Genomic DNA, 22584 nt, shown 5'->3' with positions numbered 1-22584 from the left:
CCGGGGTGCTCCCGCCGGGCGCTCGGGGGCCGCTCTGGGCCGATATCGGCTACCCACGGTGATGGCGAGGGCGGTAAGCGGGCCTGCTGTGCTGTTTGGGGCCCTTCTGTGGGCAGAACGTGTTCTGGAATCGCGATGACCGCGCACCCCCGCCGCCCGCGCCGCCGCCCCGGGCGTCGATCAGGGCGCGGGAGGGGCCCCGGCCCCCTCGGAACCGGGCGAACCGGACACCGGGCGGGTAGCGGCCGGGCCGGAACCCGCCTTTGGGACGCCACGGACGGCCCGGTGCCATCCAGCGCGGCGAAAGGGACGCTTTGAGCGTGACCGCGTGGCGGATCCGCCACGCGGGACGGCCGACCTCCTCCCCGCCGCGCCCGGAATGCCCGGTTGCAGGGTGTCCTATCGGGCGTTCAACGCACCCCGGGGCAACGAGTGTGCGCTTTCGACCACTCCCACCCGCACAGAGTGCACTTTTCTGGACACTCGATGCCCGGACGGGACCCCGCGCGCCCGGCACGCCCCGAACACCTCCCCGGGGCGCCTGCCTGCACCACAAGTGACCCGCCGCCCGGCAAGCAGGCTCGGGGAACCGCCCCGCTTTCGCCGTCGCCGCCCATCACGGCGACCACGCACACGCCGCACGGCCGACAGCGCTGCCGAGAGTGCCGCTGACCTTCGTCGTCGCCGCCCCGACCTCGCACTCCGGCCACCCGCCGCCCGGCCATGGCCCGCGAGCGGGGCACCAGCCGCCCCGCCCACCCGGACCGCGAGGAACCCGCCACCCGGCAGGCAGGCCAAGGGAACCGCCCCGCTTTCGCCGTCGCCGCCGTCTCCCTTGCACCCCGGTGGCCTGGCACTGGCTGGAGTCCGGGAGTGGGGCACCGGCTCCGCCGTCATCGCCGGGCACGGTGACCATGCACGTGCCCGGCGGCCAGCAGGCAGGATCGGGGAACCGCCCGGCGTCCTCCGGTGCCTCCGGGGGCCCAGCGGGGGAAGGGCCCCGAGTCAGGGAACGCGGGAGAACGGTCGCCCGAAGGGCGATCGCCGGAACCGCCGCCCTCGCCGCCCTCGCCGTTCTCGGCCGTCTGCCGGTGTCCGGAAGCCTCCGGGCGCCCGCCCCGGCTCAGTGGCCAAGGCGCAGGGCGTCGCGGTACCAGCCCTCCTGATCGGCCAGCTCCTGCGGGGTGCCCTCCTGGAGGACGCGGCCCTCGGAGAGCACGTAGACGCGGTCCATCCGCTCCAGCCCCGCCAGGTCGTGGGTGATCAGCAGGGTCGAGAACCCCTCGGCGTCCGCCGCGTCCAGGACGTCGGCCATCACCGCGTCCCGGGTGTCGGGGTCCAGGTGCGCCGTCGGCTCGTCCAGGACCAGGATCCTCGGCGCCGCCAGCACCGCCCGGGCCATCGCCAGGCGGCTGCGCATCCCGCCGCTCAGCCGGGTGCCGTGCACCCCGACCTCGGTGTCGAGCCCGTGCGGCATCGCCCGGACCTCGTCGGCCAGGCGCGTGCGCTCCAGGGCCTCCCAGAGCCGCTCGTCGCCGCCGTGCGTGTCCGTGTCCCCGCCCTCGTCCGCGTCGGTCTCGGGCAGCGCCAGGCGCAGGTTCTCCCGCAGGGTGGAGGCGAACACGTGCGGGTCCTGCGGCACGCCCCCGATCGCCCGCCGCGCGTCGTCCCGGTCGTAGCCGAGCAGGTCGGCGCCGCCCAGCTCCACGGTCCCCGCGTCGGGGTCCCGGAACCGCAGCAGGACCTCGGCCAGGGTGCTCTTGCCCGCGCCGCTGGGGCCGAGCACCGCGACCTTGGCCCCGGTGGGCACCTCCAGGTCGATACCGCGCAGCGCCCACGGCTCCTCCGGGCCGTACCGCACCTTCAGCCCCCGCACCCCCAGGTCCGCCGGGGGCGGGTCGGGCAGGGCGGCCGGATCGGCGGGCGGCTCCACCATGGCCGGGGTGTCCAGCACGTCGAACAGGCGCGCGCCCCCGGCCCGCAGCGCCCCCAGCCGGGCCGCCACCGCCGGCAGCGGCTGCACGATCTCGAACGCGGCCAGCGTGGTCAGCACCAGCACCGCCAGCGGCACCGGGTGCAGCGACCCGTCGTCGACCGCCGCCACCCCCAGCAGCAGCGACGCCCACACCGTCAGGCCGGTGACCAGCGCGGTCGCCCCGGCGCCGAAGCCCAGCAGCCCCGCGTCCCGGCGGGCCAGGCGGGTCAGCTCGGCGTCGGCCTCCTCCACCCGGTGCACCGCCCGCTCCATGGCACCGTAGGCGACCAGGTCGGGGGCGCCGTGCAGGGCGTCGACGAGGGAGGTGGACAGCCGCCCCCGCGCCTCCGCCTGGCGCTCGCCGGGGGCCCGGCCCAGCCGGGCGGCGATCAGCGGCACCGCCAGGCCGGTGAGCAGCAGCCCGGCGGCCAGCACCAGTCCGCCGGGGACCAGCAGCGCCGTGCACACGGCCGTGGTCACACCTCCGGCGACCACCGCCACCAGCGGCGGGGTGAGCCCGCGCAGGAGCAGGTCCTGGGTGGACTCGGTGTCGCTGACCAGACGGGAGACGAGGTCGCCGGAGCGGAGCGGACCCATACTGCGGCGCGAGGCGCCTCGGTTGAGGGTGGTGGTGGGCGACGAACCTGTACTGCGGTGCGAAGCGCCTCGGTTGAGGGTGGTGGTGGGCGACGGGCGGGCTTCGGTGCGGGCGAGCCGCTCGTAGACCTTCACGCGCACGTCGGCCAGGGTGCGGAACGCGGCGTCGTGGGTGACCAGCCGCTCCAGGTAGCGCGCCACCCCGCGGGTGACGCCCAGCGCCCGGGTGGCCACGATCGCCACGCTCAGCGCGGTGATCGGCGGGTGCTCGGCGGCCTTGGCGAGCAGCCAGGCGGCGATGCCCAGCAGCGCCACCGCCGACCCGGTGGCCACCGAGCCGAGCAGGACGCCGAGGGCGAACCGGCTGCCGCGGGGCCAGGCCAGCAGGACCATCCGCACCAGCGGATCGCGGCCGCGCCCGGGAGCGTCGGCGCCCTCGGCGGCCGGTGGGGACACATCGGCGGCGCTCATCGGAGGGCCTCCCTCTCCAGGCGGCCGGCTCGGACGGGGACCGTCTCGTCCACATGCGCGGCCCACCCGGTGTCGTGGGCCACCACGACGCCGGTGCGCCCCTCCAGCAGCCTCGCGACCGCCGTCCGGACCGCGGCCGCGTTCTCGGGGTCGAGGTGCGCCGTGGGCTCGTCCAGAAGCACCACCGGCGCGTCGCGCAGGAACGCCCGCGCCAGGGCGACGCGCTGGCGCTGCCCCGCCGACAGGCGTGCGCCGCGCTCGCCCAGCGGGGTGGCGTACCCCTCGGGCAGCTCCCGGACGAAGGCGTCGGCCTCGGCCAGCTCGGCGGCCCGGCGCACGGCGTCGTCGTCCGCGTCCGGGGCGCCGAGCCGGATGTTCCCGGCCACGGTGTCGTCGAAGAGGTAGGGGTGCTGCGGCACCCACGCCAGGCGGCTCCGCCACGCGGCGGGGTCGACCCGGTCCAGGGGGAGTCCCCCGGCGCCGTCGGCGGGCACGGCGAGGATGCGGCCCTCGGTGGGCTCGATGAAGCGCAGCAGCAGCGACAGCAGCGAGCTCTTGCCCGACCCGCTGGGCCCGGCCAGCAGGATCCGCCGCCCGGCGGGCACCTCCAGGTCGACTCCGGTCAGCGCGGGCCCGTCCCGGCCCGGGTAGGTCAGGCCGACCCCCTCCAGGCGCAGCCCCACGCCCTGCTCGGGGAGCTCGGCGGTGCGGTCCCGGGACGGCTCGGGGGCGCGGGGGGCGCCCTCCGCGTGCTTGTCCAGCTCCGTGAACACCTGCTCGGCGGCGGCCACCCCCTCCATGCTGGCGTGGAACCGGGAGCCGACCTCGCGCAGCGGCAGGTAGGCCTCGGGCGCCAGGATCAGCACGAGCAGCGCCGTCTGGTAGTCGAGCATGCCGTACATCAGCCGGATGCCGATCTCGACGGCGACCAGCGCCACCGCCAGCGTGCTCAGCAGCTCCAGCACGAACGCCGACAGGAACGCGATGCGCAGCGTCGCCATGGTGCTGGAGCGCTGCTCGTCGGTCATCCGCCGGATGATGCGCGCCTGGGCCTTGGTGCGGCGGAAGACCGCCAGCGTCGGCAGCCCCTCCACCACGTCCAGGAAGTGGCCGCCCAGCCGGTGCAGGCGGCGCCACCGGCGCTGCGTGCGCTCCTGGGTGTGCCAGCCCACCAGGGCCATGAACACCGGGATCAGGGGCAGGGTGACGGCGATGACCACCGCCGAGATCCAGTCCGCGCCCGCCACCACGGTGAGCACGGCCAGGGGGACGAGCACGGCCAGCACCAGCTGCGGGAGATACCGGGCGAAGTAATCGTCCAACGCATCGAGGCCCCGCGTGGCGAGCGTCGCGACCTCTCCGGCGTCGGCCGTACCCGTCCCGGCGGTGACGGTCCCCCCTGACGATCGGACCGTCCCGCCGTCCGGGAGAGGCGAGTCCCCCGGCCCGTCCTCCGACCCCGCGCGGGCGCCGTTCCCCGGTTCGGCGCCGGTGCCGGTCACGTGTGCGACCAGGCGCCGGCGGAGCTGGGACTTGGCGCGCGCGGCGGAGCGCAGGGCGGCGGTCTCGGCGCCGTATGACAGCGCCGCACGGGCGATCGCCACCGCGGCGACGGCGGTGATCGCCCAGGAGAGTGCGTCCAGCCCCGCCCCGCGTGTGGCCCCGGCGATCGTGTAGGCCAGCAGCCAGGCCTGGGCGAGCACCATGCCCGTGGTGAGCAGGCCGCTCGCGACGGCGACGGCCAGGTGCACGCGGACGGCGTCGGCCGTCCGGACCAGGCGCGGGTCGAGGGGGCGCATTCGGATCCCTTCGGCGGAGCGGCGGGCGCCGCTCTCTGGGGCGCTACTCGGCGGCGGAGGCGGGGCCGGAGCCCTGCCCACCGCCACCATAGGCGGGCACCGGCTCGATCTGCTCCCGGGTCACCCGCTTGCGGAAGACCCAGTAGCTCCAGGCCTGATAGGCGAGCACCACCGGGAGGAAGACCACCGCCACCCAGCTCATGACGGTCAGCGTGTACGGCGCCGAGGACGCGTTGGCGACGGTCAGGCTGTAGGCCGGGTCCAGGGTGGAGGGCAGCACCGCGGGGAAGAGCGACCCGAACAGCGTCACCGACGCCAGCCCGATGGTCGCCGCGGTGCAGGCGAACGAGCGCCCCTCCGAGCCGCGGAGCGCCAGCAGCACGCCCGCCACCAGGGCGGCGGCCGCGGCGGCCACCACCGGCCACGTCCAGGCCTTGCCGTGGGCGAGCTGCGTCCACACCAGGAACACCGCTCCGGCGGGGACCGCCACGACGGCGGCGCGCAGCGCCGCGGCCCGGGCGCGGGCCCGCACCGGCTGGCCGGTCTTGAGGGTGAGGAACAGCGCCCCGTGCAGGACGAACAGCGACAGCGTGGTCAGGCCGCCCAGCAGGGCGTAGGGGTTGAGCAGGGAGAGCAGCCCGGCGCGGAGGATCTCGTCGCCGTCGACCGGCATCCCGCGCACGATGTTGGCGAAGACCAGCCCCCACAGGAAGGCGGGCACCGCGCTGCCCCAGAAGATCGCCCGGTCCCACCAGGCGCGCCAGCGGTCGGTGTCGCCCTTGCCGCGGTACTCGAAGGCGACCCCGCGCACGATGAGCGCCAGCAGGATCAGCAGCAGCGGCAGGTAGAACCCGCTGAAGGCGGTGGCGTACCAGGCGGGGAAGGCGGCGAACATGGCGCCGCCGGCGGTGATCACCCACACCTCGTTGCCGTCCCAGACCGGGCCGATCGCGTTGATCATGACCCGCCGGTCGACGTCGCGCCGCCCCAGGACGGGCAGGAGCATGCCGACCCCGAAGTCGAACCCCTCCAGGATGAAGTAGCCGGTCCACAGGACCGCGATGGCGAGGAACCAGACGGTTGCCAGATCCATGTCTCAGGTCTCCTAGCGCGTGGCGCGGTGTCGGCGGGGCTCAGTAGACGAACGCGGGGACGTCGCCGGTGTCCTCGCCGTCCTTGGGCTCGGGGACGACGTGCGAGGGCCCGGCCTTGACGTAGCGCCACAGCAGCCCGGCCTCGACGACGGCGAGCACGCCGTAGATGAGGGTGAACACGGCGAGCGAGAAGGCGACCTGGCCCAGGCTGACCCCGGGCGAGACGCTCATCGCGGTCAGCAGCTCGCCGTGCACGGTCCAGGGCTGGCGGCCCATCTCGGTGAGGACCCAGCCGAAGATGTTGGCGGCCAGCGTCGCCGGCAGGGCGGCGATGGCGGCGTAGTAGAACCAGCGGGTGTGCGGCAGCCGCCGCTTGCGGGTCAGCCACAGCCCCAGCGCCGACACCGCGACGCCGAACAGGCCGAACCCGATCATCAGGCGGAAGGACCAGTACAGGATGAACACGTTGGGGATGTAGTCCACTTCCCCGTACTCGGCGTACTCCTCGTTGTACTGCGCCTGCAGGTCGTTCATGCCCTCGACGGTGCCGTCGATGGTGCCGGTGGCCAGGAAGCTCAGCACGCGCGGGATGGTGATGTCGATGGTGTTGACGCCGCTGTCGGTGTCGCCGACGGCGAAGGTGGAGAAGGGCGCGCCCTCCTCGGTCTCCCAGTGGGCCTCGGCGGCGGCGAGCTTCATCGGCTCGTACTCGGCGGCGAGCTTGGCCTGGTGGTCGCCGGAGTAGACGACCACGACCCCGGCCAGCAGGGTGACGACCATGCCCGCGCGCAGCGACTTGCGGAACAGCTCGTGGTCGCCCTTGGGGGGCGCGGTGCCCTTCTCGCCGGTGTCGCCGTGCCGGCGGTTCCGCCAGAGCTTGAAGGCGCTGACGGCGGCGACGAACATCCCGGCGGTGATGAAGGCGGCCGAGACCACGTGCAGGTAGGTGGACCAGGCCTGGGTGTTGGACAGCACCGCCCAGATGCTGGTCAGCTCGGTGCGGCCGTTCTCGGGGTTGACGGTGAACCCGACCGGGTGCCGCATCCAGGCGTTGGCGGCCAGGATGAAGTAGGCCGACAGGTTGGTGCCGATCGCGGCCAGCCAGATGCAGGCCAGGTGCACGCCGCGGGGGAGCCGGTCCCAACCGAAGATCCACAGCCCGATGAAGGTGGACTCCAGGAAGAACGCCAGCAGCGCCTCCATGGCCAGCGGCGCCCCGAACACGTCGCCGACGAACCGCGAGTACTCGCTCCAGTTCATGCCGAACTGGAACTCCTGCACGATCCCGGTGACCACGCCCATGGCGAAGTTGATCAGGAAGAGCTTGCCGAAGAACTTGGTGGCCCGCAGGTACTCGTGCCTGCCGGTCCGGTACCACGCGGTCTGCAGGGAGGCGACGATGACCGACAGGCCGATCGTCAGCGGGACGAACAGGAAGTGGTAGATCGTGGTGATACCGAACTGCCACCGTGCCAGGTCGAGTGCTTCCATGCGCCTCTCCAGCCAGCAATGGACCGATGGATGCGGCCGCTGGTCCGGAGGAACCGGACCGACGTGCCGTAGTACGACACAGCGTAGTGCTACGGCATGTAGTAGATCCACCGGGGTGCCGCGGCCGCGGAGCCCGCCCCGTAGACGACGCTAGACGGGCGCGGCCCGTCGGCGCAGTATCGGCGGGCCGCTCTTTACCAGGGGTGATGCGGAGTTTTCCGGTGTCCTTGCGTACCGGGGGAGCGGCCGCATCCGCTCCGGGGGCGCCGCGCGCAGCGCGCGCGGGGTGACCGAGAACTCACCGGCGGGGGCGGCGGGGCGGGGCGCCGGAGCGGTCCGGGTCAGTACTCGCCCGGGGGCAGCTCGGGGACCTCCGCCGCGATCGCCTCGCTGATCGCCACCAGCCCCTGGGCGGGCGCCCCGTACGAGGGCGGGACCGACACCTCGACATAGGCCTCGCGCGCCATGGAGGTGTAGAGCGTCGGCTCGTCCTGCGGCTCGGGCAGCCACGCCACCCCGTCGACCACCGTCAGCTCGGCGTCCGGGCGGTAGGCCTCCGGCCGCTCCACCCCGCAGCGCAGCGAGATCACCGGGTCGCCCCAGGCCGCCACCAGCGGCGAGTCGGGGTCGGTGGCGACGCGCCCGGAGTCGTAGAGGGTCTCGGGGAGCCGCTCGGCCAGCGCCTCGCAGAGCGCCGCGGTCTCCTCGTCCGGCTCGGGGACGGGGACCTCGACGGCGCCCCCGGTGCAGCCGGCCAGCACCAGGGCCGTTCCCGCCGCGGTCACCGCCGCTCGCCTGTGCATCGGCCCTCCAGCGTCCTCGCTCGCTCAGATCTGCACGATCGGGCAGGTCAGCGTGCGCGCGATGCCGTCGAGCCGCTGGATGCGGGCGACCACGAGCCGCCCCAGCGCGTCGATGTCGTCGGCCTGGGCGCGCACGATCACATCGTAGGGGCCCGTCACGTCGTCGGCCTCGCGGACTCCGTCGATCCCGCGGATGAGCTCCGCCAGATCACCGGCCCTGCCGACCTCGGTCTGCACCAGAACATAGGCCTGCACCACGGTGGAACCCTCCCAGATCACCCAGAGAACATGCGGACGGAGCGGCGGCGTCCGGAACCGGCCGCGCGCCGCACTCTGACGGGGTACGCGCGGGTCTAGACCACTGCGCCGGATTGGTCACCGTACCCTGAGGGCTGTGTCGAGCACCATTGGGGACCTGGGCGAATTCGGCCTGATCGCGCGCGTGACGGCCAGATTCCCCGAGACGGACGATGTAATCCTCGGGCCGGGAGACGACGCCGCGATCGTCTCCGCCGCAGATCAGCGCGTGGTCGCCAGTACCGACGTGCTCGTGGAGGGGAGGCACTTCCGGCTCGACTGGTCCAGCGCACGCGACATCGGCCACAAGGCGGTGGCGCAGAACGCCGCCGACATCGCGGCCATGGGGGCGAGGACCACCGCCCTCCTCATCGGCCTGGCCGCGCCCAAGGACCTCCCCGTCGCGTGGGCGGAGGACTTCGCCGAAGGGGTGCGCGAGGAATGCGCCGCCGTCGGCTGCACGGTCGTAGGCGGGGACACCGTCGGCTCCGCCACGCTCACCGTCTCCGTCACCGCCCTGGGCTCGCTGGACGGTGCGTGCTCGGTGCGCAGGAGCGGGGCGCGGCCGGGCGACCGGATCGCCGTCACCGGCCCCCTGGGGCTGTCCGCCGCGGGGCTGGCACTGTTCCAGGAGGGGCTGGCCGACGAGGACGCCGCGCGCGCCGCGGTGGCCGAGCACCGGCGCCCCGGGCCGCCCTACGCGCAGGGGCCGCGCGCCGCCCTGGCGGGGGCCCACGCCATGCTCGACGTGAGCGACGGGCTCGTCCAGGACCTCGGGCACATCGCCGCCGCCTCGGGCGTCGGCGTCGACATCCGGCGCGACGCCCTCGACCCGGCCCCGGGCCTGCTCGCCGCCGTGGAGCTGCTGGCCGCAACGGGCCACCCCGCCGGGGGAGCGGGGCGCCCGCTCCGGGAGGCCGCAATCGACCTGATGATCACCGGGGGAGAGGACCACGCGCTGGCCGCCGCCTTCCCGCCCGAGGCCGCCCCGCCGGACGGCTGGTCGGTCATCGGCGCGGTGCGGGAGGCCGCCCCCGACGGGCCGCGCGTCACCGTCGACGGAAGGCCGCCCGCAGGCGGCGGCTGGGACCATTTCGGCCGGTGACGCGGTGGACCGCGGACGGAGCAGGGGGAGGAGGGGCGAAGGGGGCGGCCGCGCGGACGGGGTGAGAGAGTCGGGTTTGGGGGGTAAATCACGCTAAGCTGACGCCCCGCGCCGCCTGTGCGGGGCGAGGGACGGAGCGTGGATCGGAAGGCTGTTCGTTATGGGGCGCAGAAGCGGGTCCGGCGGCGGCCGGCGCGGTGCGCACCGCTCCGAGCCCGAACACTCCGGGGCACTGCGGACCGTCGGCCTGATGCTGGGCAGCACCGTGCCCAAGCGGGTCCGCCCGCCCCGGCTGCTGAGCGTGCTGCTGATCTCCGGGGTCACCGTCGGGCTCGTGCTCTTCGGCTACAGCACCACCCAGATCTACCTCAGGTTCAGCGAGCCGCCCGTCGAGCACGGCGCCACGCCCACCGGCCCCTCCGCCGGACCGAGCGCCCAGGAGCCGGAGGGCGGGGGCGGCGAGGCCCGCGCCGAGGAGGACGCCTCCGGCGCCCCGGCGGCCCTGAGCTACACCACCGTCGAGACCTCCTCGACGGCCTTCACCGGAAGGGTCACCCTCACCAACACCGGCCCGGCCGCCCTGGAGGGCTGGGAGCTGGTGCTGGGCTTCGACACGGCGCGGGTCACCTCCGCCCGGGACGTGGACTGGGAGGCCACCGGCGACGGCATGGTGGCCCGGGAGCCCGCCTCGCGCGGCGGCCTGGCACCGGGCGAGTCGGTCGAGGTGACCTTCACCGCCGAAGGCGTCGCACAGCCGCCCACCAGCTGCACCTTCAACGGAGCCCCCTGTTCCCTGTGATGGGTCCCTACCACCGATGATCTCGACGGAAGTGCTGTCAAAACCGCTGGTTTGACAGCACTTGCGTCGAGATCATCGCGGGACCGTCGCAATACGAGGGGCGCCGCGCCGGATCACCGGCTGCGGCGCCCCTCGTCCATGCGTGAGCGCGTCGGCGGTTCGGAACCGCCCGCGGTTCAGCGGTCGACCTTGCCCGCCTTGATGCAGGAGGTGCACACGTTCATGCGCTTGGGCGTACCGCCCACGCGGGTGCGCACGGTCTGGATGTTGGGGTTCCAGCGGCGGCGGGTGCGGCGGTGCGAGTGGGAGACACTGTTACCGAACCCTGGGCCCTTGCCGCAGACGTCGCAGACGGAAGCCACGGTAACTCCATTCAAGCGCTCGGGCCCGCATGCGCTCCGCACGCGTGCTGGTCGACCCGAGAGAGGTCTGATGATCATGCAGGTCGGCGCGGTGCGCCAACCGTGGAAGCGTACACGATGCCCAGGGCGGCCGCTAAACGGAGCGGACGCCCCCGAAGGGCCCGTGCCCGCACCGCCCGATCGGCCGCCCGCGGCGGCGTCCCGCCGATCCGGGACGGCGGTGCGGTCTCCGATTATAGCCCGCCCCGGCCACCCGCCGGTCCGGCCCCGGTCAGCGGCCCCTCCGGGCGTCCCACCGCGTGCCTGCGAGTGTCCGGTCCCCGCATGTCGCAGGGGCGTCCTACAGTGGCGTCCACTCCTGCCCGACGGCCCCGAAGGCTCCACGCCCCGCTCGTGCGCGCGTGGGACGATTCACCCCGGGTCGGGGACCACGGCATCCTCGCCGGGCGGTCGTCCGGCGGACCTGCGCGACGGGAGGAACACCGGTGATCAGTTGGGACGAGCCGCTGCGCACCACCCAGGGCGCGGCCGCGGCCAAGAAGTTCGCCGCCGAGCTCGACCTGCACACCGCGGGCGACCTGCTGCGGCACTACCCGCGCCGGTACGCCTACCGGGGCGAGCTGACCGACCTGGCCGCGCTGGGCGAGGGCGAGCAGGCCACGGTGGTGGCCGAGGTGCTCAGCGCCACCAAGCGCGACCTGCGCGGCGGCGGCCGCGGGCGCCCCCGCAGCCTGCTGGAGGTGGTGATCACCGACGGCACCGGGCGGCTCACCCTGGCCTTCTTCCACAACGCCGGGTACCACCTCAAGGAGCTGCGTCCGGGGCGGCGCGGCATGTTCGCCGGGAAGGTCTCCACCTACCGCGGCAAGAAGCAGCTCGCGCACCCGGTCTACGAGATGCTGCCCGACGACGGCACCGGCGACGACCGCGCCCGCGAGTTCGCCGACCGGCCCATCCCCGTCTACCCGGCCACCAAGGGCCTGACCTCGATGACCATCGCCCGCTGCGTGGCCACCCTGCTCGACCAGGCCGAGGGCGGCGGGGGGTTCGCCGACCCGCTCCCGCCCGAACTGCGCGAGCGGCACCGCCTCATCGGGATCGGCGAGGCCCTGGAGGGGGTCCACCGGCCCGCCGACGGCGACGACATCGGCCGCGCCCGCAAACGCCTCAAGTGGGACGAGGCCTTCGTGCTGCAGCTCGCCCTGGCGCAGCGCCGCGCGGCCGCCGCCGACGTGCCCGCCCGCCCCCGGCCGCGCGCCGCCGGCGGCCTGCTCGACGCCTTCGACGCCGACCTGCCCTTCGAGCTGACCGCCGGCCAGAAGGAGGTCGGCGAGGTGGTCGCCGGGGGCCTGGACTCCGCCCACCCGATGCACCGCCTCCTCCAGGGCGACGTCGGCGCGGGCAAGACCCTGGTGGCGCTGCGCGCCATGCTCCAGGTGGTCGACGCCGGCGGCCAGGCCGCGCTGCTCGCCCCCACCGAGGTCCTCGCCCAGCAGCACCACCGCTCCATCACCCGGATGCTGGGCCCACTGGCCGAGGGCGGCCTGCTCGGCGGGGCCGAGAACGCCACCCGGGTGGCGCTGCTCACCGGCTCCCAGGGCGCCGCCGCCCGGCGCGAGGCGCTACTGGAGGCCGCTTCCGGGCAGGCCGGGATCATCGTGGGCACCCACGCCCTGCTGCAGGAGCACGTCTCCTTCGCCGACCTGGGCCTCGTCGTCGTCGACGAGCAGCACCGCTTCGGCGTCGAGCAGCGCGACGCCCTGCGCGAGAAGGCCGCCGACGGGCGCCCGCACGTGCTGGTGATGACCGCCACCCCCATCCCGCGCACGGTGGCCATGACCGTCTACGGCGACCTGGACGTGGTCGCCCTGGACCAGCTGCCCGCCGGGCGCGCGCCCATCGCCACCCACGTGGTGCCCGCGCGCGACAAGCCGCACTTCCTCGACCGCGCCTGGGAGCGCATCCGCGAGGAGGCCGCCCAGGGGCGCCGGGCCTACATCGTCTGCCCGCGCATCGGCGGCGACGACGGGGACGAGGAGGGGGCCGCCGCGCCCGCGCCGGAGGAGGGCGAGGAGGAGCGCCGCCCCCCGCTGGCGGTGCTGGACGTGGCCCGCACCCTGGCCGAGGGGCCGCTGTCCGGGCTGCGGGTGGAGGCCCTGCACGGGCGGCTCGCCCCGGAGGAGAAGGAGGCGGTCATGGCCCGCTTCACCGCGGGGGAGACCGACGTGCTGGTCGCCACCACCGTGATCGAGGTGGGCGTGGACGTGCCCGACGCGACGGTGATGGCGATCATGGACGCCGACCGGTTCGGCGTCTCCCAGCTCCACCAGCTGCGCGGCCGGGTGGGCCGCGGGAGCCTGCCGGGCCTGTGCCTGCTGGTCACCGAGGCCGAGGAGGGCGGCCCGTCCCGGCAGCGGCTGGACGCGGTGGCCGCCACCACCGACGGGTTCGCGCTGTCCCGGGTCGACTTGGAGCAGCGCCGCGAGGGCGACGTGCTCGGCGGCGCCCAGTCGGGGCGGCGCTCGTCGCTGCGGATGCTCACCCTCCTGCGCGACGAGGAGCTCATCGGCGAGGCCCGCGCGGAGGCGGCCGCCCTGGTCGGACGCGACCCGGAGCTGGCCGCGCACCCGCCCCTGGCCGCGGCCCTCGACGAGCTGCTGGGGGAGGACCGCGCCGACTTCCTGGAGAAGGCGTAGGCGTCGCGTGGGGGGCAGGGCCGGTACGGTCTACGGCATGACCCGCATCATCGCCGGTACGGCGGGCGGACGCCGCCTCGCCGTCCCCGACGGCCGCACCACCCGGCCCACCAGCGACCGCGCCCGCGAGGCGCTCTTCGCCTCCGTGCAGTCCGAGCTCGGGCCGCTGGACGGGCTGCGGGTACTCGACCTGTACGCCGGGTCGGGGGCGATCGGGCTGGAGGCGCTGTCCCGCGGCGCCGCGCACGCCCTCATGGTCGAGGCCGACCGCAAGGCCGCCGCCGTCGTCCGGCGCAACATCGCCTCCCTGCGCCTGCCCGGCGCCGAACTGGCCGCCGACCGGGCCGCCCGGGTGCTGGAGCGCGGCCCCGGCGGCGGGCCCTACGACCTGGTGGTGGCCGACCCGCCGTACGCGGTCCGCGACGACGAGGTCGGCGCGCTCCTGGCCGCCCTGCGCGACCGGGGCTGGCTCGCCGCCGACGCGCTGGTCGTGCTGGAGCGCTCCGCGCGCGGCCCCGACCAGGAATGGCCCCGCGGTTTCGAAGGGACCCGGGTGCGCCGGTACGGCGAAGCGGCGCTTTGGTACGGTCGCGCCGCGAGTCGTCCCGAACACGCCCCTGCCGAGGGGGATGATCCCGGGTAGAGGGGGCAGCGCCCCACCCGGCAGGAAGGAGCGGTCACCGTGCGACGCGTCGTGTGCTCAGGGTCGTTCGACCCGGTGACCAACGGCCACATCGACATCATCGGCCGGGCCGCCCGGCAGTTCGACGAGGTCGTGGCCGCCGTGCTGACCAACGTCAACAAGCGCGGGCTGTTCAGCGTCGACGAGAAGCTCGACATGCTCCAGGAGAGCGTCAAGCCGTTCGACAACGTCACCGTCGACACCTTCGACGGGCTGCTCGTCGACTACTGCCGGGACAACGGCATCCCGATGATCGTCCGCAGCCTCCGCTCGGTCAGCGACTTCGACTACGAGCTGCAGATCGCGCAGATGAACTACCGGCTGGCCGAGGTGGAGACCGTCTTCCTGACGGCCAACCCGCAGTACTCCTTCCTCAGCTCCAGCCTGGTCAAGGAGGTCGCCCAGTACGGGGGCGACGTCGACGGGCTGGTCACCCCGTACGTGCAGGAGCGCCTGCGCGCGAAGTACGGCGAGCGCGGCTGACCCGGCCGGGGCGCCCCTCGGCGCGCCCGGACGATTTGGGCGCGACCTGCCGGATCGCTAGACTGACGGTTTGACCGCGGTCCCTCCTCCGCACGCGCGGCGTGCGGGGAAGGGGCCGCGGCCACGTCAAGGCGACCACCCGCGTCGGCCCCGGCCGACCGTACCGAAAGCGCGATCACACTGACTCGTATCGATCCCCGGTCCCCGTTCGCGGTCGACACCCGGCCGCTGGGGCGGCAGCCGGGCAGCATGCGCACCATGGTCCGCATGGTGCCCGCGCCGGCGTCGCTGGCCGTCGGCACGGCGTCGGTCCCCGAGGGCTCCGACATCGAGCTGGACTTCCGGCTCGAGGCGGTGCTGGAGGGGGTCCTGGTGACCGGCACCGCCCGGGCCCGCTACGAGGGGGAGTGCGGGCGCTGCCTGGACCCGGTGTCGGCCTCCTTCGAGTCGGCCTTCCAGGAGCTCTTCCACTACCCGGACGAGGACGCCTACGGCCGGCCGGAAGAGGGCGCGGACGCGGACGCCGACGAAGAGGACTACTATCTTGATGGCGACCTGCTCGACTTGGAGCAGGTCGTCCGCGACGCGACCGTGCTCGCGTTGCCGCTCTCGCCGCTCTGCCGGGACGACTGCCCCGGCCTGTGCGCCGAGTGCGGCGTCAAACTCGCCGAGGCCGGCGCCGACCACGGCCACGGCGAGCGCGTCGATCCCCGGTGGGAGGCGCTGCGCAAGCTGGGCCTGGATTCGGGCGACAGCTAGTTCTTCCCCGCGGACCGGCGGGGGTACCGGTAAGTGAGCTCCCGCGCCGCGGGGGTGACCCAGGAGGATTGAAGTGGCCGTCCCGAAGCGGAAGATGTCGCGGGCCAACACCCGCATGCGCCGTTCCCAGTGGAAGGCGAAGCGCCCGTCGCTGGTGAACTGCCCCCGCTGCCGCGACCCGAAGGTCCCGCACCAGGCCTGCCCGACGTGCGGCACCTACAACAACCGCCAGGCCGTCAACCCGGCCTAGCGTACGCGCGCGGCGGGTCCTCTCCCGGAGCCCCGGGAGAGGACCCGCCTTTTGGGCTGGGCCGCCCCCCGGCCGACAACCTCGAATAAGCTTGACTTCGCGCCGATTCGGGCCCATCCCGAGGTCGTGGTGGCCGCCGATGGCGGTGCGGCGCCCCGGCGCCCGCCGCGCAGCGGCGGCCACCACGGCTTCGAGCGACCCTGGACGGCTCGGAAGCGGCCGCGTGCCCCGGCCGGCGGGGGCGTGGGCCGCCGTGGATCTAGGGAGTGAGCGTCCGGTGTCCTTTCAGATCAGTGCGGCCGAGGCCAAGGAGTTCCACACGGCCATCGGCGTGGAAATCGACGGCGAGGTCCTGGCGCGGGCGCTGACGCACCGCTCCTACGCCTACGAGAAGGGCGGCCTGCCCACCAACGAGCGCCTGGAGTTCCTCGGCGACTCGGTGCTCGGGCTGATCGTCACCGACACCCTCTTCCGCGAGCACCCCGACCTGCCCGAGGGGCAGCTGGCCAAGCTGCGCGCCGCCGTGGTGAACATGCGCGCCCTGGCCGACGTCGCGCGGGGCCTGGGCATCGGCGGCTACATCCGGCTGGGCCGCGGTGAGGAGGGCACCGGCGGGCGCGACAAGTCCTCCATCCTCGCCGACACCCTGGAGGCCATCATCGGCGCGGTCTACCTCGACCGCGGCCTGGAGACCGCCTCGGACCTGGTGCACCGGCTGTTCGACCCGCTCATCTCCACCGCCTCCGGGCTCGGCGCCGGGCTGGACTGGAAGACCTCGCTGCAGGAGCTGACCGCCTCGGAGATGCTCGGGGTGCCCGAGTACCACGTGGACGAGAGCGGCCCCGACCACCAGAAGACCTTCCGCGCCACCGTGCGCGTGGCCGGCACCGACTACGGCGCCGGGGAGGGCCGCAGCAAGAAGGAGGCCGAGCAGCAGGCCGCCGAGTCGGCCTGGAAGGCCATCCGCGCCCGCTCCGAGTCCGCCTCCACCGACGCCCAGGGGTAGGTTCCGTTGCCCGAGCTCCCCGAGGTCGAGGTCGTCCGGGGCGGGGTCGAACGCTGGGTGGTGGGCCGCGCCTTCGACGGCGTCGAGGTGCTGCACCCGCGCTCGGTGCGGCGCCACGCGGCGGGGCCGCACGACTTCGCCGACCGCCTGTCCGGCCGCACCGCCGGGGCCGCCGCCCGGCGCGGCAAGTACCTGTGGCTGACGCTGGACTCCGGCGACGCGCTCCTGGCGCACCTGGGGATGAGCGGCCAGCTCCTGGTGCAGCCGGAGGGCGCCCCCGCCGAGCGGCACCTGCGGGTGCGCCTCCCGCTGCCCGGCGACGGCCGCGAGCTGCGCTTCGCCGACCAGCGCACCTTCGGGCACCTGATGGTGGCCCCGCTGGTGGAGGCGCCGGACGGGGGCGTGGTTCCCGACGTCGTGGCGCACATCGCCCCCGACCCCCTGGACCCGCTGTTCGACGAGGACGTGTTCACCGCCGCGCTGCGCCGCAAGCGCACCGAGATCAAACGCGCATTGCTGGACCAGTCGCTGGTCAGCGGTATCGGCAACATCTACGCCGACGAGGCGCTGTGGCGCGCGCGGCTGCACTGGGCGCGGCCGGCGTCCGCGCTGAAGCGGGCGCAGGTGTCGCTTCTGCTGGAGCAGGTGCGGGAGGTGCTGCGGGAGGCCCTCAAGGAGGGCGGGACCTCCTTCGACGGGCTGTACGTGAACGTCAACGGGGAGAGCGGCTACTTCGAACGCGGGCTCAAGGCCTACGGGCGGCGGGGTGAGCCGTGTGAGCGGTGCGCCACACCCATCCGCCGGGACGCGTTCATGAACCGCTCCTCCTTCAGCTGCCCGCGCTGCCAGCCCCGGCCCCCGGGGTGCGGGCGCGCCGCGGGGGGCGTGAACACGTGAGCGAGGAGGGACCGGCCATGGGGGAGACCGGGCAGGACGCCGCGGAGTCCGTCCGTATGACGGCGTGGGTGCGCGGACGCGTGCAGGGCGTGGGGTTCCGGTGGTGGACGCGCGCCCGCGCGCTGGAGCTGGGGCTCGCCGGTGCGGCGACCAACCTGGCCGACGGCCGTGTCGAAGTCGTCGCGGAAGGGGCGCGCGAACGATGTGAGGAGCTTCTCTCACAGCTCAAAGGGGGTGCGACCCCGGGGCGCGTGGACGGGGTCGTGGAGACCTGGGCACAGTACCGGGGTTCCTACACAGGGTTCGCCGAGCGGTGAGTATCCTAGAAGGGTGACGCGATTCGCGGGTGCCCCCCGCAACGCTTCCCGCAGGGCGGGAACGGGGCGCCTCTGTGCGGGTCGTGCACTGTGTCCTGCTCAGGTCACAGTGCGGTTACCGACAGTTCCGTGCAACCTTGACCAGTGACGTCCGCGGTGAGACTCTGGAAGGCAGACCGCGCTCCGATTCCACCCACGAGGCGGGTGGCGCGATCCTGCTCGTGGCTCATATGCGTGTGAACCTCATCTGGTCACTCAGTGTGGAGGACCCACATCATGGCGAAGGCTCTACTCGGCCACGTCGGCGGTCCTGACCCTCGTATGGTTCAGGAGATGCGACGACTGCAGAAGCGGGTACGCGACCTCGAAGACGAGATCGGTCGGCTCCAGGCGCGCAACGACCAACTCTCCGCGTCCGTCGCCGAGGTCGCCGTCGGCGCGACCGACCGCGAGCCCGCGCTCGCGTAACCACAACTCTCACGCACTCGGGATAAGGGACGCCCCGGCCGCCGTCTCGGCGCCGGCAGCACAGGCGTCCCTTGGGTGCTTACCTTGGGGATTCCCTTCCCGTCCTCTCCGCGGCTCCGCTGCCCTCACCCGGGGGTGTACCCCCGGTGATTTCGCACAATCCTCGCCGTGGCGGGCGACTCTCGGGCCGAATGCGGCCGCTTTCCCACGCGTCTCGTGGCACCCTTGAGACCGCCGGTCCGAAGTCCGGACCGGAACCGGGATCACCGGTGACGCCGAGGCCGGAGGGGGCGCGGGGTGTACCTGAAGAACCTGACGCTGCGCGGCTTCAAGTCCTTCGCCTCCGCCACCGCCCTGCGCTTCGAGCCCGGGATCACCTGCGTGGTGGGACCCAACGGCTCGGGCAAGTCCAACGTGGTCGACGCCCTCGCGTGGGTGATGGGTGAGCAGGGGGCGAAGAGCCTGCGCGGCGGCAAGATGGAGGACGTCATCTTCGCGGGGACGTCCTCCCGCCCGGCGCTGGGGCGGGCCGAGGTCTCCCTGACCATCGACAACTCCGACGGCGCCCTGCCGATCGACTACACTGAGGTCACCATCAGGCGGACGATGTTCCGCAACGGCGGCTCGGAGTACGCCATCAACGGCGACACCTGCCGGCTGCTGGACATCCAGGACCTGCTCAGCGACTCGGGCATCGGCCGGGAGATGCACGTCATCGTCGGCCAGGGCCAGCTCGACACGGTCCTGCACGCCGGCCCCGAGGAGCGGCGGTCCCTCATCGAGGAGGCCGCCGGCATCCTCAAGCACCGCAAGCGCAAGGAGAAGGCGCTGCGGAAACTGGACGCGATGCAGGGCAACCTGGACCGCGTCACCGACCTGACGGCCGAGCTGCGCCGCCGCCTCAAGCCCCTGGGGCGCCAGGCCGAACTGGCCCGCAAGGCCCAGGTCATCCAAGCCGACCTGCGCGACGCGCGCCTCCGCCTGCTGGCCGACGACATCGCCACGCTCACGAACGAGCTGGAGAAGGAGGAGGCCGACGAGGCCGAGGTGCGCCGCCGCAGGGAGGCCGCCGAGCGGTCGCTGAGCGAAGCGCAGGAGCGCGAGTCCGTCCTGGAGGAGGACGCCGCCCGCTCCGCGCCCGCCCTCAACCGCGCGCAGGAGGCCTACCACGGGCTGTCCCGGCTGCGCGAGCGGTTCGGCGCCGTCGCCGGTCTGGCCGCCGAGCGCCACCGCAACCTCGCCGCCGCACCCGAGGAGGAGCGCGGTGGGCCCGACCCGGAGGACCTGGAGCAGGAGGCCGAGGAGGCCGCCGCCCAGGAGGAGGCCCTCCGCTTCCGCCTCGAAGAGGCCCGTGAAGGGCTGGACGGGGCCGTCCGCGTCCGCACCGGGGCCGAATCCGCGCTGGAGGCCGAGGAGAAGCGGATCGCCGCCGCCGCGCGCGCCGCCGCCGACCGCAGGGAGGGCCTGGTGCGCCTGCGCGGCCAGGTCGACGCCGTGCGCGGGCGCCTGGCCGCGGGGGAGGCCGAAGTCCAGCGCCTCGACGAGTCCGCCGCCGAGGCCCGCGAGCGCGCCGAAGCCGCGCAGATGGAGTACGAGGAGGCGGCCGAGGCCTCCGAAGGGCTGGAAGAGGGCGACGCCGAACTCGACGGCGCCCTGGAACAGGCCCGGACCGACCTGGAGCAGGCCGACGCCGAGCTGTCCCGGCTGCGCGACGCCGAACGCACCGCCGAGCGGGAACGCGCCGCGCTGTCGGCCCGCAAGGAGGCCCTGGAGATGGGCCTGGAGCGCAAGGACGGTGCCGCCGCCCTGCTCGCCGCCGGGGACGCGCTGCCCGGCGCGATCGGCGCCATGGCCGAGCTGGTGGACGTCGAACCGGGGCACGAGACCGCCGTCGCCGCCGCCCTCGGGGCGGCGTCCGAAGGGGTGGCCGTGCAGGGGGCCGACGGCGCCGAGGCCGCCCTCGCGCTGCTCAAGGAGAACGACGCCGGGCGCGCGGGCGTGGTCCTCGCCCAGGCCCGTCCGGCGGTCCCCCGCGCCGACTGGCCCGAGCCGCCCGAGGGGTGCCGCTACGCCCGCGACGCGGTGACCGCGTCCGACCGCCTGGCCGACGCGGTCACCGCGCTGCTGGACCGCACCGTGCTGGCCACCGACGCCGCCCAGGCGCTCCGGATCGCGGCCGCCGCCCCCGCCCTGACCTGCGTCACCCCGGAGGGGGACGTGTTCGGCGGGGCGCTGGTCCACGGCGGGTCGGCCGCCGCGCCCAGCGTGCTGGAGGTACAGGCCGCGGTCGACGAGGCCGCCGAGCGCATCGCCGCCGCCGACGACGCGTGCCGGGAGGCGGGCGACGCCCTCGCCGGGGCCCAGGAGCGCCGCGCCGGTGCGGCCGCCCGGGTCGAGGAGCTGGGGGCGCGCCGCAGGGAGGGCGACAAGCGCCGCAACGAGCTGGCCCAGCGCCTCGGCAAGCTGGGAGGCCAGGCCCGCTCCGCCGAGGCCGAGGTGGAGCGGTACGCGGCCGCCGCGGCCAAGGCCGCCGCGGGGCGCCAGGCCGAGCTGGACAAGCTCGCCGACCTGGAGCAGCGGCTCGCCGCCGCCGAGGCCGAGCCCGACGAGGACGACGAGCCCGACACCGGGCGCCGCGACGAGCTGGCCCGGGAGTCCTCCGAGGCCCGGCAGGCGGAGATGGAGGCCCGGCTGGCGGTGCGCACCGCCGAGGAGCGGGTGCGCTCCATCGAGGGGCGGGCCGCAGGGCTGATGCGCCAGGCCCAGGCCGAGCGGGAGGCCCGCGAGCGGGCGGCGCGCCGCCGCCGCGTCCGCGCCGAGCAGGCGCGGGTGGCCGAGGCGGTGGCCGAGGCGGCCCGGCTGTCGCTGGAGCGCATCGAGCGTTCACTGGCCGACGCCGAGCGGGTGCGCGCCGAGGCCGACCACCGCCGCCAGGAGCAGGAGGGCGAGCTCAAGACCGTGCGCGCCCGGGTGCGCGAGCTGTCGGTGGAGCTGGAGAAGCTGGTCAACAGCGTGCACGGAAGCGAGGTCGCGCGGGCCGAGCGCCGCATGCGCCTGGAGCAGATGCACACCCGCGCCGTGGAGGAGCTGGGCGTGGAGGTGCCGGTCCTGCTCGCCGAGTACGGGCCCGACGTGCCGGTCCCGCCCCCGGCGGACGCCGAGGGGGAGGCCGCGGTGCCGGTCCCCTACGTCCGCGCGGTGCAGGAGAAGCGCGCCAAGGAGGCCGAGAAGAACCTCAACCGGCTCGGCAAGATCAATCCGCTGGCCCTGGAGGAGTTCGCGGCCCTGGAAGAGCGGCACGCGTTCCTCAACGCCCAGCTGGAGGACCTGAAGAAGACCAAGCGCGACCTGCTCACCGTCGTCAAGGAGGTGGACGACCGGGTGCAGGAGGTGTTCACGGGGGCCTTCTCCGATGTGGAGCGGGAGTTCGCGAAGATCTTCGGCCGCCTGTTCCCGGGCGGCGAGGGCAAACTGGTGCTGACCGAGCCCGGGGACATGCTCTCCACCGGCGTCGAGGTGGAGGCGCGTCCGCCGGGCAAGAAGGTGAAGCGCCTCTCCCTGCTGTCCGGAGGCGAGCGCTCCCTGACGGCGGTGGCCTTCCTCGCCGCGATCTTCAAGGCCCGCCCGTCGCCGTTCTACGTGATGGACGAGGTCGAGGCCGCCCTGGACGACACCAACCTGCAGCGCCTCCTGGTGATCTTCGAGGAGCTGCGGGCCTCGTCCCAGCTGATCGTCATCACCCACCAGAAGCGCACGATGGAGGCGGCGGACGCGCTGTACGGCGTGACGATGCAGGGCGACGGCATCTCCCAGGTGATCAGCCAGAAGCTCGACCGCAAGGCCGCCGAGGAGATCAACCCCCAGATCGCCTGAGCAGGGTTCGGGCCTCGGGCCACCCCCGCGGCTCGTCGCCGGGCGCCCCACTGGCGTCGCTGTTGGTAGGGGCGGTGGCTCCCCGCCCACATGTACAGTCCGCCAGGTCTCTCGTGACTTCGTGAGGCCCAGCGGGTCCCCCGCTCCGGGCCCCGGCCGGGCGGCGGGTTGCCGGGGGGTGGGGTGGTGGGGCGGCGACGACGCAGGTCAGCGGCCCTTGCGGTAACTCTGTCGGCCGCCGGGTGTGTGCGTGGCCGGGGTGCTCGGCGGCGACGGCGAGAGCGGGGTGGTTCCCCAGGCCTGCCTGCCGGGCGGCGGGTTCCTCGCGGTCCGGGCGGGCGGCGGCTCGGCCGGTACCCC

At 74.4% G+C, this 22584-nt stretch carries 19 protein-coding genes; 12 read left to right on the top strand and 7 right to left on the bottom strand.

Annotated features, from left to right (window positions below; genetic code table 11):
• Window positions 1-1123 precede the first annotated feature (1123 nt).
• From cydC to O4U47_RS28665, 6 genes are all read right to left on the bottom strand, one after another.
• Window positions 1124-3043: a thiol reductant ABC exporter subunit CydC gene (cydC, locus tag O4U47_RS28690; protein ID WP_270681110.1), complete on the bottom strand. Its 1920-nt coding sequence runs from the start codon at window positions 3041-3043 to the stop codon at window positions 1124-1126.
• Complete coding sequence (gene cydD / locus O4U47_RS28685) at window positions 3040-4842, bottom strand: thiol reductant ABC exporter subunit CydD (RefSeq protein ID WP_270681109.1); 1803 nt, start codon at window positions 4840-4842, stop codon at window positions 3040-3042. The genes cydC and cydD overlap by 4 nt, the downstream gene beginning before the upstream one ends.
• 43 nt (window positions 4843-4885) lie before the next feature.
• Window positions 4886-5935, bottom strand: coding sequence for a cytochrome d ubiquinol oxidase subunit II (gene cydB / locus O4U47_RS28680; protein ID WP_270681108.1), 1050 nt, complete (start codon window positions 5933-5935; stop codon window positions 4886-4888).
• Between the two features lie 40 nt (window positions 5936-5975).
• A complete protein-coding gene (locus O4U47_RS28675; RefSeq protein WP_270681107.1) occupies window positions 5976-7427 on the bottom strand; it encodes a cytochrome ubiquinol oxidase subunit I in 1452 nt (483 codons plus the stop codon).
• A 341-nt stretch (window positions 7428-7768) separates the two neighbouring features.
• The gene (locus tag O4U47_RS28670) at window positions 7769-8230 is read right to left on the bottom strand and encodes a DUF3515 domain-containing protein (protein WP_270681106.1); all 462 of its coding nucleotides are present in this window, start codon (window positions 8228-8230) and stop codon (window positions 7769-7771) included.
• Window positions 8231-8254: 24 nt separating this feature from the next.
• Entirely contained in the window at window positions 8255-8488 is a 234-nt protein-coding gene (locus tag O4U47_RS28665; RefSeq protein ID WP_270681112.1) for an Lrp/AsnC family transcriptional regulator, read from the bottom strand.
• Window positions 8489-8624: 136 nt separating this feature from the next.
• Between O4U47_RS28665 and O4U47_RS28660 the strand changes: the two genes are divergently transcribed.
• Both O4U47_RS28660 and O4U47_RS28655 read left to right on the top strand, forming a co-directional pair.
• The gene (locus O4U47_RS28660) at window positions 8625-9632 is read left to right on the top strand and encodes a thiamine-phosphate kinase (protein ID WP_270681105.1); all 1008 of its coding nucleotides are present in this window, start codon (window positions 8625-8627) and stop codon (window positions 9630-9632) included.
• A gap of 160 nt (window positions 9633-9792) precedes the next feature.
• Complete coding sequence (locus O4U47_RS28655; RefSeq protein WP_270681104.1) at window positions 9793-10431, top strand: cellulose binding domain-containing protein; 639 nt, start codon at window positions 9793-9795, stop codon at window positions 10429-10431.
• Between the two features lie 176 nt (window positions 10432-10607).
• Here O4U47_RS28655 and rpmB read toward each other — a convergent pair whose 3' ends face one another.
• Complete coding sequence (rpmB, locus tag O4U47_RS28650) at window positions 10608-10793, bottom strand: 50S ribosomal protein L28 (protein ID WP_017626278.1); 186 nt, start codon at window positions 10791-10793, stop codon at window positions 10608-10610.
• Between the two features lie 485 nt (window positions 10794-11278).
• Here rpmB and recG point away from each other — a divergent pair, with 485 nt between their 5' ends.
• The 10 genes from recG (at window position 11279) to smc (ending at window position 22224) form a co-directional block, all read left to right on the top strand.
• Complete coding sequence (gene recG, locus O4U47_RS28645; protein ID WP_270681103.1) at window positions 11279-13489, top strand: ATP-dependent DNA helicase RecG; 2211 nt, start codon at window positions 11279-11281, stop codon at window positions 13487-13489.
• A gap of 37 nt (window positions 13490-13526) precedes the next feature.
• Window positions 13527-14132 carry a 16S rRNA (guanine(966)-N(2))-methyltransferase RsmD gene (rsmD, locus tag O4U47_RS28640; RefSeq protein ID WP_270681102.1) on the top strand — a complete coding sequence of 202 codons (606 nt, stop codon included), beginning with the start codon at window positions 13527-13529 and terminating at the stop codon, window positions 14130-14132.
• A gap of 39 nt (window positions 14133-14171) precedes the next feature.
• Complete coding sequence (gene coaD, locus O4U47_RS28635) at window positions 14172-14654, top strand: pantetheine-phosphate adenylyltransferase (protein WP_270681101.1); 483 nt, start codon at window positions 14172-14174, stop codon at window positions 14652-14654.
• A gap of 174 nt (window positions 14655-14828) precedes the next feature.
• Window positions 14829-15413: a YceD family protein gene (locus tag O4U47_RS28630; RefSeq protein ID WP_270681111.1), complete on the top strand. Its 585-nt coding sequence runs from the start codon at window positions 14829-14831 to the stop codon at window positions 15411-15413.
• A 73-nt stretch (window positions 15414-15486) separates the two neighbouring features.
• Window positions 15487-15663: a 50S ribosomal protein L32 gene (gene rpmF, locus O4U47_RS28625; RefSeq protein ID WP_017626273.1), complete on the top strand. Its 177-nt coding sequence runs from the start codon at window positions 15487-15489 to the stop codon at window positions 15661-15663.
• A 277-nt stretch (window positions 15664-15940) separates the two neighbouring features.
• On the top strand, window positions 15941-16669 hold the full coding sequence (gene rnc / locus O4U47_RS28620) for a ribonuclease III (RefSeq protein ID WP_270681100.1): 729 nt from the start codon (window positions 15941-15943) through the stop codon (window positions 16667-16669).
• Between the two features lie 6 nt (window positions 16670-16675).
• Window positions 16676-17566 carry a bifunctional DNA-formamidopyrimidine glycosylase/DNA-(apurinic or apyrimidinic site) lyase gene (mutM, locus tag O4U47_RS28615; RefSeq protein ID WP_270681099.1) on the top strand — a complete coding sequence of 297 codons (891 nt, stop codon included), beginning with the start codon at window positions 16676-16678 and terminating at the stop codon, window positions 17564-17566.
• A 17-nt stretch (window positions 17567-17583) separates the two neighbouring features.
• Window positions 17584-17883 carry an acylphosphatase gene (locus tag O4U47_RS28610; RefSeq protein WP_270681098.1) on the top strand — a complete coding sequence of 100 codons (300 nt, stop codon included), beginning with the start codon at window positions 17584-17586 and terminating at the stop codon, window positions 17881-17883.
• A 276-nt stretch (window positions 17884-18159) separates the two neighbouring features.
• Window positions 18160-18351, top strand: a complete 192-nt coding sequence (locus tag O4U47_RS28605) for a hypothetical protein (protein WP_083939609.1) — start codon at window positions 18160-18162, stop codon at window positions 18349-18351.
• A gap of 297 nt (window positions 18352-18648) precedes the next feature.
• Complete coding sequence (gene smc, locus O4U47_RS28600) at window positions 18649-22224, top strand: chromosome segregation protein SMC (protein WP_270681097.1); 3576 nt, start codon at window positions 18649-18651, stop codon at window positions 22222-22224.
• The last annotated feature ends 360 nt before the right edge of the window (window positions 22225-22584 follow it).

This window comes from Nocardiopsis suaedae, from assembly GCF_027706745.1.
Classification (GTDB): domain Bacteria; phylum Actinomycetota; class Actinomycetes; order Streptosporangiales; family Streptosporangiaceae; genus Nocardiopsis_A; species Nocardiopsis_A suaedae.
The sequence above is the reverse complement of the archived record's forward strand: the minus strand, read 5'-3'. Positions and strand labels throughout refer to the sequence as shown.

What these genes read in the sequence shown, in the direction of transcription:
- cydC (WP_270681110.1), bottom strand. Translation starts at nt 3,043, where the DNA reads ATGAGCGCCGCCGATGTGTCCCCACCGGCCGCCGAGGGCGCCGACGCT.
- cydD (WP_270681109.1), bottom strand. Translation starts at nt 4,842, where the DNA reads ATGCGCCCCCTCGACCCGCGCCTGGTCCGGACGGCCGACGCCGTCCGC.
- cydB (WP_270681108.1), bottom strand. Translation starts at nt 5,935, where the DNA reads ATGGATCTGGCAACCGTCTGGTTCCTCGCCATCGCGGTCCTGTGGACC.
- O4U47_RS28675 (WP_270681107.1), bottom strand. Translation starts at nt 7,427, where the DNA reads ATGGAAGCACTCGACCTGGCACGGTGGCAGTTCGGTATCACCACGATC.
- O4U47_RS28670 (WP_270681106.1), bottom strand. Translation starts at nt 8,230, where the DNA reads ATGCACAGGCGAGCGGCGGTGACCGCGGCGGGAACGGCCCTGGTGCTG.
- O4U47_RS28655 (WP_270681104.1), top strand. Translation starts at nt 9,793, where the DNA reads ATGGGGCGCAGAAGCGGGTCCGGCGGCGGCCGGCGCGGTGCGCACCGC.
- rsmD (WP_270681102.1), top strand. Translation starts at nt 13,527, where the DNA reads ATGACCCGCATCATCGCCGGTACGGCGGGCGGACGCCGCCTCGCCGTC.
- O4U47_RS28610 (WP_270681098.1), top strand. Translation starts at nt 17,584, where the DNA reads ATGGGGGAGACCGGGCAGGACGCCGCGGAGTCCGTCCGTATGACGGCG.
- O4U47_RS28605 (WP_083939609.1), top strand. Translation starts at nt 18,160, where the DNA reads ATGGCGAAGGCTCTACTCGGCCACGTCGGCGGTCCTGACCCTCGTATG.